Source organism: Cryobacterium sp. TMT2-18-2 (genome assembly GCF_004402245.1).
In the GTDB taxonomy this organism is placed as follows: Bacteria; Actinomycetota; Actinomycetes; order Actinomycetales; family Microbacteriaceae; genus Cryobacterium; species Cryobacterium sandaracinum.
Window position 1 is genome coordinate 1 of record NZ_SOFU01000038.1, and the last position, 16,696, is coordinate 16,696.

The window sequence follows — 16,696 nt, forward strand, 5'->3', positions numbered from 1 at the left end:
CACAGCCCGGCACCAAAAATCGGTGGCCGACCGCAAGGTGATCTTCGAGCCCGAGGCCGACGGGATGGCCTCGCTGCACTGGCTCGACTCGGCCGAGAAGGTGACAGCCAGGTACGACCGCCTCACCGTGATGGGGATGAGCCTGCAGGGCCCGAACAAGACCCGCACACTCACCCAGCTGCGGGCAGACGTGTTCGAAGACCTGATCCTCGACGGGGTCACCGCGCCAGGGCTGGGCCAGGGTGTTCGCGGGTCGGTGCACGTGACCGTCCCGGCGATAACGCTCCTCGGCCACTCCGAGGCCCCCGGGCACCTCGAGGGATACGGACCGATCGACCCCGACACCGCACGCGAGATCGCGGCTCGGGCACCCGGCTTCATCCGGATCCTGACCCACCCGGACATGGGAGCGGTGCTCTCGGTCGGGCGCACCCGCTACAAGGTGCCGAAAGAACTGCGACGGTACCTCCGGGTGCGAGACGAAACCTGCCGGTGGCCGGGCTGCCGCCGGGCGGCGACACAGTGCGACATCGACCACACCCTCGACTGGCAGTACGACGGGCTGACGGAGCACGACAACCTCGCGCATCTGTGTCCAGCCGACCATGCACTGAAGTCAGAGACCCGGTGGACCTACACGCACCTCCCGGACGGAACCCTGAAGTGGACCTCGCCGACCGGGCGCACGTTCATCAGTGAGCCAGCCACGATCATCCGCCCACCGGGGAAGCGNAAGCCGGGGCCGACGCCGAGGCCTTCATCTCAAGCGAGGTCTCGGCCACCCGAAGCGGACGAGCCACCGCCGTTGTGATGTTCCACCGTTCTGATGCTCTGATGCTCGCAGCGTCGGACGCGCTCAGCGACCGATTCAGTGCGCGGCGTCGACGAATTTCAACCCGACGACGCACCCCACCAGGCCGAGGATGAGCACAATCTTCAGCAGGGAGGCCGGCTCGGCGCCGAAGACCATGGCGTAGAGCACGGTGAGTGCCGCGCCGATCCCGACCCAGACGGCATACGCGGTCCCGGTCGAGATGTCCCGCATGGCAAAGGCCAGCCCGCCCATGCTGAGCACGAGCGCCACCGCGAACACGACGGATGGCCACAGTCGGGTGAACCCGGCCGACTTACCGAGCGCCGTGGCCCAGACGGCTTCCAGAACCCCGGACACAATGAGAATGATCCACGACATGACAACAGCTCCCGTGGCCAGTCTTGTCGCGTGCCGGGTACTGAACCGTCGTCCGGAGCCGCGTCGCGCGGCCTCCGCCCACCCTAGCCTCCGAGCCTGCGCGATCCCTGCGCAGACCTACACAGGCCCTACTCCGCGAGCAGAGCCGCCTCGAACGCCACCCAGGGCAGCATGGCGCACTTGACGCGGGCCGGGTAGCGGGAGACGCCGGCGAACGCGGCAGCGTCACCGAGCACCTCCTCGTCGGGCTCGATCGTGCCGCGCGAGCGCAGCATCTCGCGGAAGGTGTTCAGCACGGCCCGCGCGGTGGCGACGTTCTCGCCCCGCACGGTGTCGTGCAGCACGGATGCCGAGGCCATTGAAATCGAGCATCCGTCGCCGGCCCAGGCGAACTCCTCGATCACGGCGGCGTCGGCAGGCTCACCGGCCGACTCGGGCGAGCCGCCGGGTTCCCCGGCGCGCACACCGATGCGCACGGTCACCTCGTCGCCGCAGGTCGTGTTCACCTGATGCGACTCAGTCACGCGCAACCCGGAACCCGCACCGGCAGGAGAAGCGGCGCCACGAGCAGCACCGGCAGCAGTCCCGGCTGCCTCGAGCGGTGGCAGCCCCTCCGCCGAGGCACCGTTCCGGGACTTGGCGTGGTCGAGGATGATCTGCTGGTAGAGCTGCTGCATGGCGCTTTGGGTCATGACTTCACTCCGAAGAACGGGGCAACCTCGGCCAGGGTCGCCAGGAACCGGTCCACCTCGTCGGTGGTCGTGTACAGGTAGGTGCTCGCGCGGGTCGACGCAGTCACGCCGAGCCGGCGGTGCAACGGCTGGGCGCAGTGGTGCCCGACGCGCACCGCGATACCGGCCTCGTCGAGGTACTGACCGACATCGTGGGCGTGCACCCCGGCCAGGTCGAAACTGGCCAAACCAATGCGGTCGACTCCGGCCGGCGGCCCGAGCAGACGCACCCCGGGGATGCCGGCGAGCCCGGCCACGAGGCGCCGCCCCAGTTCGGCCTCGCGCGCGGCGATGCGTTCCATCCCGGTCTCGGTCAGGTATTCCACCGCGGCGGCCAGGGCGATCGCCTGGGAGATGCGCTGGGTACCGGCCTCGAACCGCTGCGGCGGGGCGAGGAACTCGGCGGTGTGCATGTCCACGGTGGTGATCATGGATCCGCCGGTCAGGAACGGCGGCATGCCCGCGAGCAGCTCGGCCTTGCCGTAGAGCACACCGATGCCGGTCGGGCCGAGCATCTTGTGCCCGGAGAACACGGCGAAGTCCACGTCGAGGGCGGCGACATCCACAGGCAGATGCGGCACCGACTGGCAGGCGTCCAGCAGCACCAGCGCTCCCACCGAGCGGGCCAGAGCTACGAGCTCGGCGACCGGGTTGATCGTGCCCACCACGTTGGAGGCGTGCGTGAGCGCGAGCAGGCGGGTGCGGGCTCCGATGACTCCCGCCGCCGCGGCCAGGTCGAGCGTGCCGTCATCCTGAACCGGGATGAACCGCAGGGTCGCGCCGGTGCGCAACGCGAGCTGCTGCCACGGAATCAGGTTGGCGTGGTGCTCCATCTCGGTGACGACGATCTCGTCGCCGGCGCCGAGTGAGAATCGTGTCGCCGCGGGGCCGCCGAGGCCGAGCGACGCGTTGGAGAAGGCGTAGGCGACGAGGTTGATGCTCTCGGTCGCGTTCGACGTCCAGACGATCTCGTCGGCCTCCGCCCCGATGAATGCGGCCACGGTCGCCCGGGCAGCCTCGAACGTCTCGGTGGCTCCGAACGCGAGCGTGTGGGCCCCGCGGTGCACGGCTGCGTTGCGCTGCTCGTAGAACTCCTGCTCGGCCTCCATGACGCTGAGCGGGTTCTGCGAGGTCGCGCCCGAGTCGAGGTAATTGAGCGGATGCCCATTGACCAGCTGATCGAGGATCGGGAAGTCGTTGCGGATGCGGTCGACTTCCTCGTCCGTCAGCGGGCGAGCGATCGCACGGGTGGACGGTGAAGCGGAAGACGTCATATCTACCAGCGTATTCCCTCCCCCGGGCAATGCACACCGAACTCTGACAGGGGTGTCACGGCGAGGCAGACAAGTCGAGCCCGAACGTCAGGGCCCGGGTGAACTCGGCCTGCGGGTGCGCGAACACCGAGCGGGTCGGCCCCTGCTCGATGATGCGCCCGCCCTGCAGCACAATCACCCGGTCGGCCAGTGCGAGGGCGTCGAGCGGGTCGTGGGTGACCAGGATGACGGACCGATCGAGCAGTACCCGGTGCAGCAACTGGCGTTGGGCGGGCACCGCCGCCACGTCGAGCGCGGTCATGGGCTCGTCGAGCAGCAGCAGCCGCGGGCTGGCCGCGAGGGCCCGGGCCACCGCGACCCGCTGGGCTTGGCCGCCGGACAGCATCCCGGGCCGCCGGTCGGCGAGGTCGGACACCTCGGCGGCGGCGAGCCACTCGTCGGCGAGAAGTCGTGACGCAGCCCGGGATTCCCCCGCGCTGCGCGGCCCGAACGCCACATTGTCGCGCACGTTCAGGTGCGGGAAGAGCAGCGGCTCCTGGGCGAGCAGCACCGTGCGTCGGGCGTGCGGCGGTGTGAAGATGCCCGGTCGCCCATCGCCGGCACGGTCTGCACCGTCGGCCGCCAGATCGAAGAAGACCTGCCCATCGAGGGTGGCCCGACCCGAATCGGGCCGCAGCAGACCCGCGCAGAGCTCGACGATGGTCGACTTGCCGGCCCCGTTGGAGCCGAGCAGCGCCACCGTCTCGCCCGGCGACACGGTGAAGGCGACCTCCAGTCCGCGCCGGCGCATCACGGCGGCCAGTTCGAAGGTCACGACAGTCCGCGCGGCCGGTGGGTGGCGACCATCACGATCAGGGCGACGGCCACGAGGAGCAGAGCCAGGGCGACGGCCGCATCCGCATCCGTTTCCCGCTGCAGGTAGATCTCGAGCGGCAGCGTGCGGGTGACCCCCTGCAGGCTGCCGGCGAACGTGAGGGTCGCTCCGAACTCACCGAGCGCGCGCGCGAACGCGAGCACCGCGCCGGAGATCAACCCGGGCAGCACCAGCGGTAGCGTCACCCGCCGGAAGACCGTGCCGGGGGTGGCGCCGAGCGTGGCGGCGACCGCCTCGAAGCGCGCGCCGGAGGCCCGCAGGGTCGCCTCCACGCTCAGCACCAGGAACGGCAGCGCCACGAAGGTCTGCGCGAGCACGACGGCGGTGGTCGAGAACGCGATCTGGATGCCGAGCACCTCGAAGGTCGCGCCGAGCAGGCCGCGGCGCCCGAAGGTCGACAGCAGGGCGATACCGCCCACGACGGGCGGCAGCACGAGCGGCAGCAACACGACGGCGCGCACGAGGCGTTGTCCGGGAAACCGGCTACGGGCCAGGGCGAGAGCCATCGGCACGCCGAATAGCAGGCAGAGCACGGTGCTCATCGTGGCGGTGCGCAGGCTGAGCAGCAGCGCCGCGACCGCCGCTTCGGAGGTCACGAGCGCACCGAACCGCGACCAGTCAACGCGCAGGGTCATGCCCACGATCGGCAGCACGATGAACAGGGCGCCGAGGGCAGCCACAAGGAGGGTCCAGCGGGGCACGCCGAGGGTGACCCGGCCGTCGTGGGGGCCGGTGTGGGAGTCGGAGCGACTCACCACCACCTCACGGCGCGCCAAAACCGGCCGCCCCGAGCACGGTCTGACCGGTCGCTCCGGTCACGAACCGAGTGAAGGCCGCCCCGAGCAGCGCCTGCTTACTGCCCGCCACGACGGCGATCGGGTATTCATTCACGGCCTGATCTGCTTCCGGCACCGGGATGCCGAGAACCGCGTCGCCGGCGGAGGCAACGTCGGTCACATAGACGAGCCCGGCATCCGCGTCGCCCGATGTGACCTTGCCGAGCACGCCGGTGACGGCGTTCTCTTCGCTCACCGGCGCGAGCCGGACGCCAGCCGCCGCCTCGAGGGCCGGCAGCGCGGCGCCGCACGGCACCTGCGGCGCGCAGACCACTACGTCCACACTCGGCGCGGCGAGGTCGGCGAAGGAATCGATGCCGGCCGGGTTGTCGGCGGGTACGGCGATCATGAGGGTGTTGGTGGCGAAGACCGCCGGGACGCCGTTGAGGAGGCCGTCGCCGCTGAGCTTGGCCATGGTCCTGGCGTCCGCCGCCGCGAACACATCGGCCGGGGCGCCCTCCCGGATCTGGGTCACGAGGTCGGCCGAGCCCGCGAAGTTGAGCGCGACCGTTACGCCGGGATGGGCGGCCTCGAACCGGTCGGCCAGCTCAGTGAAGGTCTCGGTGAGGGATGCCGCGGCGTACACGGTGAGCGTCTGACCCGGCTCCGTAGACGCCCCGGTCGCCCCCGACGAGGCCCCGGCCGTTCCTGCGCAGCCGGCCAGCACGACGGATGCCGCCGCCAGCCCGACCGCGACGCGCACGCTCCACACTCGGGTCACGACTGGCCCTTCGGGGTTTCGACGATCACGGTGGTGGCCTTGACCACGGCCACGGCCACCGACCCCGGCACCAGGCCGAGGTCACGCACGGCCTCGGTGCTCATCAGGGACACCACCCGGTGGGGGCCGCACTGCAGCTCGACCTGGCTCATCACCGGATCGCTCACCACGCGGGTGACCAGTCCGACGAAACGGTTGCGGGCCGAGCTCGCCGTCGTGGACGGATCCGCGGGCGACAGCGCGTTCTCTCGGGCCAGCGCGGTCTCCCGGGCCAGGTGGGCCAGGTCGGATCCGTCGACGACCATGCGTCCGGCGTCGTCGGCGCTCGCGGCGAGCGCCCCATTGTCGATCCAGCGCCGCAGGGTGTCGTCGCTGACCCCGAGGTACCCAGCGGCTTCCTTGATCCGTATCTGCGACATATTGAGCATCTTATTACCGCATCTGCGGAATAGACACCGGGAGGGGCGGCAACGAGGCTGCCGCAGTGAGGCAGGATGGAGCGCGTGACCGCCACAGCGAACCTTCCGTCGACTTCGTCCGAACCCACCGAACCACGCGAACCACGTGCACCGCGCCGCGCGCAGGTCATCGTCGCCTCCACCCGCGCCGCGGCCGGGGTGTACCCGGACCGCACCGGCCCCGTGCTCGATGCCTGGCTTCGGGAGCGCGGCTTCACGCTCGGCGAGCGCCGCGTCGTGCCCGACGGCGACCCGGTCGGCGCTGCCCTGATCGAGGCCCTCGACGCTGGCATCGACCTCGTGATCACCACGGGCGGCACGGGCGTCAGCCCCCACGACCTCACCCCCGAGCAGACCCTCCCGCACCTCGACCGGCTGCTCCCCGGGCTGATGGAGGAATTCCGCCGCCGCGGCGCCGCATCCACCCCTCTGGCCGTCATCTCGCGCGGTCACGCCGGGATCGCCCGCGGGCGCACCCTGGTGATCAACCTCCCCGGCTCCCCCAACGGCGTGAAGGATGGGCTGGGTCTCCTCGCCGACGTGCTCGACCACATCCTCGACCAGCTCCACGGTGTGGACCACTAGCTGAACGGGCCCCACTGGCCCCACGAGCTCCGCTGGCTCCCGCCCTTCCGCGTACCCGTGCCCTGCGCGAAAACAGGGTGGCTCGCCGTGAGGATGCCGCGAGCACGCGCGTCGACTCGCGGGGCGACTCGGGCGAGCGGATAATTCAGGGTGTCGACCTGCACTCGAGCGGTCGAGTGAGGGAAACGATGGATCTCAACACCGTGCTCACGATCACCCCCGCCCGTCACCGTGACGATCTCGCGCTCCTCGACGCCCAGGTGGCCCCGCTCGCGGGCGGCTCCGACCTGTTCGCCGACCCGCAGACGCACCTCACCGGGCTGGTCGACCTGCAGACCCTGGGCTGGCCCGCTCTGACCCTGACGACGGATACCGGCACCCCGGACACCGGCCCAGGCGCCGTCACCGGCACGGATGCCCACACCGGCGAGCGCGCCACCGGCACCACCCCCGGCCTCACCATCGCCGCCACCTGCACCATCGCCGAACTCTCCCGTCTGGCGGCCGCACCCGGCTGGACCGCGCATCCCCTGATCTTCCAGTGCTGCACTGCCCTCTACGGCTCATTCAAGATCTGGAACGTCGCCACCGTCGGCGGCAACCTCTGCGCCTCCCTGCCGGCCGGCCCGATGACCAGCCTGGCTGCCGCCCTCGACGCGGAGGTGCTGATCTGGCGCCGTGACGGCAGCGACGAACGGTTGCCCGCAGCGTCCTTCGTCACCGGCAACACCACCAACGCGCTCCGCACCGGCGATGTGCTGCGGTCCATCCACGTGCCGACCTCCTCGCTGGCGGCCCGCACCGCGTACCGCAAGATCGCCCTCTCCCCACTCGGCCGCTCCGGCGCCGTGCTGATCGGCCGGCTCGACCGCGCCGACCCCTCCGACAGCGACGACACGGCCGCCCGCGACGACAGCGCCGGCACCGGCCGCTTCGTACTCACCGTCACCGCCGGCACCGTGCGTCCGGTGCAGCTGCGCTACGACTCCGTGCCCGACGCGGGCACACTCGCCCAGGACATCGCCGCCATCGACTGCTGGTTCACGGATGCCCACGGCGCCGCCGACTGGCGCCGCGCCGTGAGCGGCGTGCTCGGCGAGGAGATCCGAGCCGAGCTGGAACAGCAGCCCGAACCGAGACAGGAACCCGAACCGGCCGCGCGAGACCAGGCGGCGCCCCGGAGCGGAGACCGCTCATGAGATTCCAGATCAACGGCGAACCCGTCGATGCCTCCCCTGCCCCCGGGCAGTGCCTGCGCTCCTTCATCCGCGACCAGGAGCACTTCGAAGTCAAGAAGGGCTGCGACACCGGCGACTGCGGCGCCTGCTCCGTGCTGGTCGACGGCACTCCGGTGCACTCCTGCATCTACCCGGCGTTCCGGGCCGAGGGCACAGAGGTCACGACCGTGGCCGGGCTCGGCCTGCCCGGCGATCTGGCCAAGGTCCAGCAGCGCTTCGTCGACGCCGCTGGGTTCCAATGCGGGTTCTGCACCGCCGGCATGATCGTGACCGCGTCCGCCCTGACCGAGACCGACCTTGACGACCTCCCCCGCCTGCTCAAGGGCAACCTGTGCCGCTGCACCGGCTACCGCGCCATCGAGGACGCCATCCGCGGCACCCACACCCCCGTCAACAGCTCAGCCAGGACAGACGGCTCCTGTCGCGCCGACGCACCTGCACGCACCGGCCTGGGCCCGGTCGTCCAGACCGGACCGCGCCCCGGCACGGTCGGCACCTCCCTGGCGGCCCCGGCCAGCGAACGCGTGGTCAGTGGGCAGGAGCCGTACACCCTCGACGTCACGCTGCCCGGCCTCCTGCACCTCAGCGTGCTGCAGAGCACGATTGCGCACGCGCGCATCCGTTCGATCCAGACCGACGCAGCCGCGGCCCTACCCGGGGTGCACGCCGTGCTCACCCACGCCGACTCCCCGGCCATCCTGTTCTCCACCGCCCGGCACGAGGACCGCCTCGACGACCCCGACGACACCCTCGTGCTCGATTCGGTCGTGCGGTTCCGCGGCCAGCGCGTCGCGGCCGTCGTCGCCGACACGCTCGCCATCGCAGAGGCCGCCTGCCGCCTGATCGAGATCGACTACGAGACGCTGCCGGCGGTCTTCGACCCGTACGCCGCTCTCCTGCCCGGCGCACCCCTGGTTCACGGCGACAAGGATGCCGCCGCGAGCCGGCTGGCCGACCCGACCCGCAACCTGGTGGCCGAGCTGCACGGCGAATACGGCGACATCGCGGCCGGCCTGGCCGGCGCCGCCCACAGCGTGAGCGGAACCTGGCAGACCCAACGGGTGGCGCATACCCATTTGGAGACGCACGCCACCATCGGCTGGCTGGAGGATGACCGGCTCATCCTGCGCACCAGTTCCCAGGTGCCGTTCCTGGTGCACCGCGAGATCTGCCGACTATTCGCCCTCGACCCGGAGCGGCTGCGCGTGTTCACGGCCCGGGTCGGCGGCGGCTTCGGCGGCAAGCAGGAGATCCTGACCGAGGACATCGTCGCGCTCGCGGTGCTGAAGACCGGGCGCCCCGTGCAATACGAGTTCAGCCGTACCGACGAGTTCACCCTCTCCCCGGCCCGTCACCCCATGCGCATCGACGTCACCCTCGGCGCCGACGACGCCGGCCGCCTCACCGCACTGAAGCTGGGTGTGCTCGCCGACACCGGCGCCTATGGCAACCACGGCCCCGGGGTGATGTTCCACGGCAGCTCCGAGTCGGTCAGCCTCTACCGGGTGCCCAACAAGCGGGTGGATGCCCGAAGCGTCTACACGAACAACCTCCCGTCGGGCGCCTTCCGCGGCTACGGCCTCGGCCAGGTGATCTTCGGCGTCGAGTCCGCGCTCGACGAGCTCGCCCGCACCGTCGGCATCAACCCGTTCGACCTGCGCCGGCGAAACTCGGTCGGCCCGAACGACCCGCTCGTGGTCACCCACGTGGAGGGCGAGGACCTCATCTTCGGCAGCTACGGACTCGACCAGTGCTTCGACCTGGCCCAGACGGCCCTGGCCCGCGGCAACGGAGCCACCGTGCCGCCCGGCGAGCACTGGAAGACCGGCGAGGGCATGGCCACCGCCATGATCGCGACCACCCCGCCGCGCGGGCACTACGCGCAGGCCTCCGTCACCCTCGAAAACGCGGTCCTCGAATCCCCCACCCGCTACACCGTCCGCGTCGGCACCGTCGAGTTCGGCAACGGCACCACCACCGTGCACGCGCAGCTCGCCGCCACGGCCCTGCACACGACTCCCGACCGAATCGAGATCCTGCAGTCCGACACGGATGCCATCGGCTACGACACCGGCGCGTTCGGCTCCGCGGGCGTCGTCATCGCCGGCAAGGCCGTACTCGCGGCGGCGAACGACCTGGCCGACACGCTGCGGTCGGCCGCCACGGAGATGCACCCGGAGATCCCCGCCGCCGCCTGGACCCTGGAACCCGACGGGCTGCGCAGCGGTGAGGTGTTCGTGTCGCTGGCCGAACTGGCCGGGCAGGCATCCGCAACCGGGGCATCCGTGCCCGGGGCACCCGCTCTCCGCGGTGTCGGCGCCGAAGACGGCGCCCGTCGCTCGGTGGCGTTCAACGTGCACGCGTTCCGGGTGGCCGTGAACACGCAAACCGGCGAGGTGCGCATTCTGCAGTCGATCCAGGCGGCGGATGCCGGGGTCGTGATGAACCCGGAGCAGTGCCGCGGCCAGATCGAGGGTGGGGTCGCGCAGGCGATCGGCACCGCACTCTACGAGGAGGTCATCCTCGACGGGGCGGGCACCGTGACCACGAGCGTGCTGCGGAATTACCACATCCCGCAGCTCGCCGACCTGCCCGTGACCGAGGTGTACTTCGCGGACACGAGCGACGTGCTCGGCCCGTTCGGGGCGAAGTCGATGAGCGAGTCGCCCTACAACCCGGTGGCGCCCGCGCTGGCGAACGCGGTGCGCGACGCCATCGGCATCCGTCCCACCGAACTGCCGATGTCGCGCGACCGGATCTGGCGGCTACTGCACCCCGTTCGCTCGTGAACGGGGCGCAGCGACGGGGTGCAGCGACGGGGTGCGGCCGCGGGCTACCGCTTCTTCGCCGTCCGCTCCTGCGCGTCGACGAGCACCGCGACCGTTCGGGCGGGAACGGTGACCGTGCCGGTCGCCGTGTCCCAGGTCGTCGACTTGACGAGCGCATCCGCACCGGCGGCCTGGATGCCGCTGAGGGCGTAGCCGCGCCCGGCCAACTCGCTGAGCAGAACCGTCTGAGGTTCGGGGCTGGCGTTGAAGAGCACCAGCAGGCCGTCCAGTTTCCTGTCGACGTCGAAACCTACCGTGTCGTCGACGCTCATCGTGATGACGCCGGGGGTGGCGTCCGGTCCGCCGGCCGGGAAGGTCAGCTTCTGGTTGATCAGCTTCGCATCGCCGAGCCGGAACAGCTCGGTCGACTGCTTGAGGCGCAGCAGGTCCTGGGCCTGGGCAGACGCGAACGAGATGTCGTCCGGCGTCGGCTTGAGGGCCGGGTCCTCGAGCAGCGGGCGCATGATGTCCCACTTGTCCTCGTTGGCGGCCGCTGACGGCAGACCGACGCCGAAGTTGCTGGTCTGGCCGGTCCAGTCGATGCGGTTGAACCAGTCGCCCGAGTTGTAGCTGTCGCGATCGAGCGACTTCGAGCGCAGCAGGTCGGTTCCGGCGTGCCAGAGCGACGGTGCCTGCGACAGGGTCGCGGTGGCCAGGGACAAGGTGTTCATGCGCACCCGGTCGCTCATCCCGGTGTCGGCCGGCAGCTTGAGGGCGAGCAGGTCGTAGAGCGTCTCGTTGTCGTGCGCGTCGACGTAGTTGATCACCTCGTCCGGCTGGTCCGCATACCCGGCCGGCGACCCGTTGTAGTCGAGTTCGTCGCCGCGCTTCACCGTGCCGTCGCTGGTGACGAAGCTGAAGTCGCGCAGGTTCGCGGCAAGGCCGAGCCGCACCAGGTCGCTGGCCTGCCCGAGCCGGGCGAGCGCCTGCTCGGGGGTGCCGTTGATCGCCACGCCGTTGGGATCGGTGCCGAGCCCGGTGCCGAAGCCCTGCTGCTGCACGGTGCTGCCGTCGACCGGGCTGCCGCCGTGCACCGCGTCGCGCAGCCGGTCGTTGAACGTGCCGATGCCGGTTCCGCCCAGCTGGCCCTGCGTCGCCTGCTCGAACAGGGCGTTGTTCGCGACCTCGCCGAAGTTCCAGCCCTCACCGTAGAGGTAGATCGCCTGGCCGTCCACGCCGTGCTTCTTCAGGGTGAGTGCGTCGAGGGCATCCCGCACGGCCATCAGGTTGGCCTTCGAGTGGTGGCCCATCAGGTCGAACCGGAACCCGTCCACGCGGTACTCCTTCGCCCAGAGCACGACGGAGTCGACCATGAGCTTCTGGGCCAGTTCGTGCTCGGTGGCGATGTTCTGGCAGCAGGTGGAGGTCTCGACGGCGCCTTGCGGGTTGAGACGGTGGTAGTAACCGGGCACGACCTGGTCGAGCACCGATTTCTCCCCCTGGCCGCTCTGCGCGGTGTGGTTGAACACCTCGTCGAGCACGACCTGCAGGCCGTCCTCGTGCAGGGCCCCCACCATGCCGCGGAACTCGGCTACCCGGGCGCCGCCGTCGGCGTTCACCGCGTAGGACCCCTCCGGCGCCGAGAAGTGGAACGGGTCGTAACCCCAGTTGAAGCCGTCCTGGTCCCTGATCGCCTGGATGCACGCCTGCTGGTCCGGCGAGGCCGGTCCGAAGGAGGCCAGGTCGCAGGCGGGCACGGCCTGGAGGGCGCGGTCTTCCTGGATCGTGGCGATGTCGAAGGTCGGCAGCAGGTGCACGGTGTTGAGCCCGGCAGCCGCCAGCTCGGACAGATGCCGGGTTCCCGCGCTGTCGACCCCGAACGCGCCGTAGGTGCCGCGGAGCTCTTCCGGCACGGTGTCGTCGGAGATCGAGAAGTCGCGCACGTGCAGTTCGTAGATCGACCGGTCCACGGCCTTCTCGATCAGCGGCGACTTCGCTTTCTCCCACGCCGTGGGGCGGTAGGCCTTATCGGCCAGGTCGATGAGCACCGACCGGGTGGAGTTCTGCGTCAGGGCGACCGAGTACGGGTCGGTGACCTGGTTCGACTCGATCTTGCCCGTCGTCGGTGCGAACACCGTGACCTCGAAGACGAAGGATGCGCCGGTCCAGTTCTTGGCGCCGGTCGCGGTCCACGTGCCGTCACCCTGACGCGTCAACGCGATGCGCTCCGGGTCGGCCGTGTCGCCCGCCGTCCAGACGAGCGCGTCGACGTTCTGCGCCGTGGGAGCCCAGACCGCGATCGTGGGCCGCTTCTTCGACCAGGTGACGCCGAGCGTCCGGTCCGCTGCGGCATCCGCGTAGAGGTCGTCGAGCACGCCGGGCAGTTGCACGCCCGTGAACGCGGTGAGGATGCCTGTGGTGTCGTCGGTGCCGGTGCCGGACTGGGCCACCGCCAGCTGGGTGGTGAGCAGCCGTTCCACCTCCGACCGGTCCACACCGACCGGGCGCAGGGCCACGGACCCGACGAGGGCCGGGAAACGCGCTTTCTCCGCGTCGGAGAGGCCTGCCGGGTCGTACTCGAGGGCGACCGTGTCACCGCCGGTCACCGCTCCGTCGACGACCGCCAGGTCGGCGGCCGGCGAGGAGTGCAACGCGAAGCCGAGCGCGGCCGGGTCGGCATTCACGGGCAGCAGGTCACGCGGCCAGGCGAGAGTCTTCTCGCTCACCCAGTGCGCGCGCTGCGCTCCCGTGCCGGCCAGCGGCGGGTCGGTCACCGTGATCGTGAGCACGTGGGCGGCGAGGTCGTAACTGAACAGGGTTTCCTTGCCCTCGGTGGCCGTGAACGACAGGTTCGCGCCGTTCGGCACGCCGTCGGCGCCATAGTTCTCGTCCCAGCCGAGGTTGTGCGCGACCTTCGCCTCGTACGAGCCGGTCGGCAGGGTGTTCGAACTCAGGGTGAGGATGCCGTCGCCGTTCACGTCCTGCAACCAGGTTGCAAGGCAGTCCGGTTTCCAGTCTCCGGGGCAACCGGCCTCCTCCTGGAAGGAACCGGCCGCGACGACGATATCGCCCTCGGCCGTGCCCTGGAAGAAGTTGTTGCGCGGGTCGAAGTAGAACGTGACCGGTCCGCCGGCGGTCGTGTAGCTCACGTTGTCGCCGCCGGGAACTCCGCCGGAACCGTAGTTGAGGTCCCAGGAGCCGTTGACGGCGATCTTGTACTCGTAGTCGCCGGCCGGAAGGTCGAATGTGCCGGCGTAGATGCCGTCGGCTCGGAGGGTCAGTTTCGCGGCCTCACAGCCGGGCTGCCAGTCCCCGGCACAACCCATCTCGGAGTTGTGACTACCGGCCACCGTGACCAGGTCGATCGCGGCGTCGGGCGTGCCGGTATCGGCGAGCGACACCGTGTTGCCCACGGAGGCGAAGCTGGACGCGGCGGCCCGCTGGCCGGCGGCATCCGTGGAGACGGCGCGGTATTCGACCAGGGTGCCCGTGGTGAGGCCGGCGGTGTCGTGGAAGACCCGCGGAGTGGTGTCTTCGGCGGTGCCGAGGCTGGTCCACTTCGTGTCCCCCACGACCCGCCAGGCGAAGCCGGTCTCCTGCCAGGTCCCGTCGTCGACGGTGGCCCCGACGGGTGAGACGCCGGTAACGCCGGCTCCGGCTGCCGGGGCGGCGACCGTGATCGCGGCGGCCGCGGCCGGAGCGCTGACGGGTCGGTCGGCCACGAGCACCACCGAGCCGCGGGCCGGCACGGTGACGGCCAGGTCGCCGGTGTCGCCGGATACTGCGGCCGCGGTGTCGCCGAACAGCACCGAGTAGGACGCGTCCGTGGTGAGGGTGGGGATCGTCACGGTTTTCGCCGCGGCCGAGTTGTTGACTGCGACGAGGTGTTCGATCTTCTCCGTGCGGTCGACCCGGCTGAACGCGTAGACGCCGGCCCCGGTGTCGGCATAACGCTCGATCTGGGCGCCCGTCGCGAGGGCCGGGTGGTCGCTCCGCAGCGCGGAGAGCTCAGCGATCCGACTGTAGAGTGGCGCATCCGTCGCGAACCGGTCGACCGAACCGGCGGTCTCGCCGGTGATCAGCGGCTGGTTCGCGTACTCGGACACCTGGCTGGCGAACAACGACTGACGGGCGTCCTTGTCGCCGCCCGCGCCCATGAAACCCTGCTCGTCGCCGTAATAGACCACCGGCTGGCCGCGGGTCAGGAACATGAGCTCGTGGGCGAGCACGTCGCGGGCCAGCGGATCATCGGTGTTCTTCAGGAAGTAGCCGATCCGGCCCATATCGTGGTTGCCGAGGAAGGTCGGCAGCGCGGAGGCGTTGGAGTCGGGAGTCGTGTAGAGGTCGTCGGAGGCGAACAGCTGGCTGAGCCCCTTCGCGGAGTTCCCGGCGGCGAAGCTGGTCGCCTGCGACTGGAATCCGAAGTCGAGCACCGAGTTGAGGTCGGTCTTGCGCACATACGGGGACGTCTTCGCGGCATCCGCGTCGTAGACCTCACCGAACATGAAGAAGTCGGGCTTGCCGGCGGCGTGCGCGTAGTCGAGCACTTGCGTGGACCACGTGTCCCAGAATTCCAGGTTGACGTGCTTGACCGTGTCGATACGGAAGCCGTCGATACCAAGGTCGACCCAGTCCGTGTACACGTCGACGAAGCCGTTGACGACGGCCGGGTTCTCGGTCATCAGGTCGTCGAGACCGGAGAAGTCGCCGTCGAGGTTGCTCTCACCCTCGAAGGTCGAGTCTCCCCGGTTGTGGTACAGCGTCGGGTCGTTCAGCCAGGCCGGCACCTTGGCCGTGGCGTCGGCGGCCGCGACGAACGGCGTGTAGGGGAAGGAGGTCCCGTCGAGGGTCGGGAATTCGTCGGTCCCCGCGTAGTCGGCCGGGTCGAAGGGCTCACCGGCCGCGGTCGTGTAGGGCGACGTGGCCTTGTCGATGTAGGAGTACTGCTTCTCCTCGTTGTCGATGACGTCGGCGGTGTGGTTGGTGATGATGTCGAAGTACACCTTGATGCCGCGGGCGTGCGCGTCGTCGATAAGCGCCTTGAGCTCGGCGTTGGTGCCGAGGTGCGGGTCGATCTGGGTGAAGTCGGTGATCCAGTAGCCGTGGTAGCCCGCGGAGGCGTTCGCGCCCTCGCCCTGCACGGCCCGGTTCTTGAACGACGGCGTGAGCCAGAGGGCGCTCGTGCCGAGACCCTCGATGTAGTCGAGCTGGGAACGGAGCCCGGCGAGGTCGCCGCCGTTGTAGAAGCCCTTGTTCGCGGGGTCGTAGCCGGACACCAGTGGGTCGTCGCCGAGGCCGGCGGTGTTGTTGGCCGGGTCGGCGTCCTTGAACCGGTCGGTCATCACGAAGTAGAACTGCTCGTCGCTGCCGGGCTGGCGGATGGGCGCGGCCGCCACGGCCTCGTCCTCCGCGGAGTAGGCACCGGCCAGGGAGAGTACCTCGAGGCCGACGCGCTTCCTGCTGAGGTCGAAGGTGAAGCTCAACCGGCTTTCACCGGCGACGGTCAGCGGGATGTTGTCGGCACCACCGTCCAGCCCGTAGGTCTCGTCCCACGCGTCGTTGAGGGCGACCTTGTAGTCGTAGCTGCCGGCCGGCACCGTGAACTCGGCGGACCAGACCCCGTCGACGCCCGTCGGGGCCAGCTCGGTGGACTCGCAGGTCGGTTGCCAGTCCTCCGTGCAGCCCAACTCGCTCTGCAGGCTGCCGACCAGGGCGACCGTCGGGGTGGCGGCGGCCGCGGACACCTCGGAGAAGGCGAGACCGGAGAGAACGATCGCGCCGGCTCCGATCGTGGCCACGATGCGGCGGATGGCCGGGCGGCGTGTAGCGGTGCGTTTCGTCAACAGTGACTCCCCCTGTCTCGCGCCCGGTGGCGCTGAGAACAACAGAAGTGACGCTACTCCGTCGCGTACCGCATATGCAAGCGTTTGCTGCAAGCGTTTACTTGATTGCGCGGCGGCCGAGCCGGATGACCCCCCATACACTGAACGAGTCCGGTGGAAACGAGTCCAGTGGAAGA

General features: G+C 70.1%; 12 protein-coding genes and 1 riboswitch. Of the genes, 4 read left to right on the plus strand and 8 right to left on the minus strand.

The annotated features are described in order from the left end of the window. On the plus strand, positions 1–811 hold an 811-nt coding region (locus E3O22_RS13885; RefSeq protein ID WP_134397111.1), incomplete at its 5' end, for an HNH endonuclease signature motif containing protein. 57 nt (positions 812–868) lie between these two features. Here the strand turns inward: E3O22_RS13885 and E3O22_RS13890 are convergent. The 7 genes from E3O22_RS13890 to E3O22_RS13920 all read right to left on the minus strand — a co-directional run bounded on the left by E3O22_RS13890 (position 869) and on the right by E3O22_RS13920 (position 6,047). Beyond that, a complete protein-coding gene (locus E3O22_RS13890; RefSeq protein ID WP_134342038.1) occupies positions 869–1,192 on the minus strand; it encodes a multidrug efflux SMR transporter in 324 nt (107 codons plus the stop codon). A 12-nt stretch (positions 1,193–1,204) separates the two neighbouring features. Further along, positions 1,205–1,268, minus strand: a riboswitch (guanidine-III (ykkC-III) riboswitch). A 52-nt stretch (positions 1,269–1,320) separates the two neighbouring features. Next, positions 1,321–1,884: a Fe-S cluster assembly sulfur transfer protein SufU gene (gene sufU / locus E3O22_RS13895; RefSeq protein WP_134394457.1), complete on the minus strand. Its 564-nt coding sequence runs from the start codon at positions 1,882–1,884 to the stop codon at positions 1,321–1,323. Next, on the minus strand, positions 1,881–3,197 hold the full coding sequence (locus E3O22_RS13900; protein WP_134394458.1) for an aminotransferase class V-fold PLP-dependent enzyme: 1,317 nt from the start codon (positions 3,195–3,197) through the stop codon (positions 1,881–1,883). The genes sufU and E3O22_RS13900 overlap by 4 nt, the downstream gene beginning before the upstream one ends. A gap of 55 nt (positions 3,198–3,252) precedes the next feature. Next, positions 3,253–4,011, minus strand: a complete 759-nt coding sequence (locus E3O22_RS13905; RefSeq protein ID WP_134394459.1) for a sulfate/molybdate ABC transporter ATP-binding protein — start codon at positions 4,009–4,011, stop codon at positions 3,253–3,255. Next, positions 4,008–4,826: an ABC transporter permease gene (locus E3O22_RS13910; RefSeq protein ID WP_241973395.1), complete on the minus strand. Its 819-nt coding sequence runs from the start codon at positions 4,824–4,826 to the stop codon at positions 4,008–4,010. The genes E3O22_RS13905 and E3O22_RS13910 overlap by 4 nt, the downstream gene beginning before the upstream one ends. Before the next feature lie 7 nt (positions 4,827–4,833). Further along, the gene (modA, locus tag E3O22_RS13915) at positions 4,834–5,628 is read right to left on the minus strand and encodes a molybdate ABC transporter substrate-binding protein (protein ID WP_198410620.1); all 795 of its coding nucleotides are present in this window, start codon (positions 5,626–5,628) and stop codon (positions 4,834–4,836) included. Next, complete coding sequence (locus E3O22_RS13920) at positions 5,625–6,047, minus strand: molybdopterin-binding protein (RefSeq protein WP_134394460.1); 423 nt, start codon at positions 6,045–6,047, stop codon at positions 5,625–5,627. The genes modA and E3O22_RS13920 overlap by 4 nt, the downstream gene beginning before the upstream one ends. A gap of 84 nt (positions 6,048–6,131) precedes the next feature. Between E3O22_RS13920 and E3O22_RS13925 the strand changes: the two genes are divergently transcribed. The 3 genes from E3O22_RS13925 (at position 6,132) to E3O22_RS13935 (ending at position 10,698) form a co-directional block, all read left to right on the plus strand. Further along, positions 6,132–6,671, plus strand: a complete 540-nt coding sequence (locus tag E3O22_RS13925) for a molybdenum cofactor biosynthesis protein B (protein WP_241976662.1) — start codon at positions 6,132–6,134, stop codon at positions 6,669–6,671. A gap of 188 nt (positions 6,672–6,859) precedes the next feature. After that, on the plus strand, positions 6,860–7,870 hold the full coding sequence (locus E3O22_RS16640) for an FAD binding domain-containing protein (RefSeq protein WP_134394462.1): 1,011 nt from the start codon (positions 6,860–6,862) through the stop codon (positions 7,868–7,870). Beyond that, complete coding sequence (locus tag E3O22_RS13935; protein WP_134394463.1) at positions 7,867–10,698, plus strand: molybdopterin-dependent oxidoreductase; 2,832 nt, start codon at positions 7,867–7,869, stop codon at positions 10,696–10,698. Before E3O22_RS16640 ends, E3O22_RS13935 begins: the two co-directional genes overlap by 4 nt. Before the next feature lie 44 nt (positions 10,699–10,742). Here E3O22_RS13935 and pulA read toward each other — a convergent pair whose 3' ends face one another. Further along, positions 10,743–16,520, minus strand: coding sequence for a pullulanase-type alpha-1,6-glucosidase (pulA, locus tag E3O22_RS13940; protein WP_134394464.1), 5,778 nt, complete (start codon positions 16,518–16,520; stop codon positions 10,743–10,745). Positions 16,521–16,696: the final 176 nt, after the last annotated feature.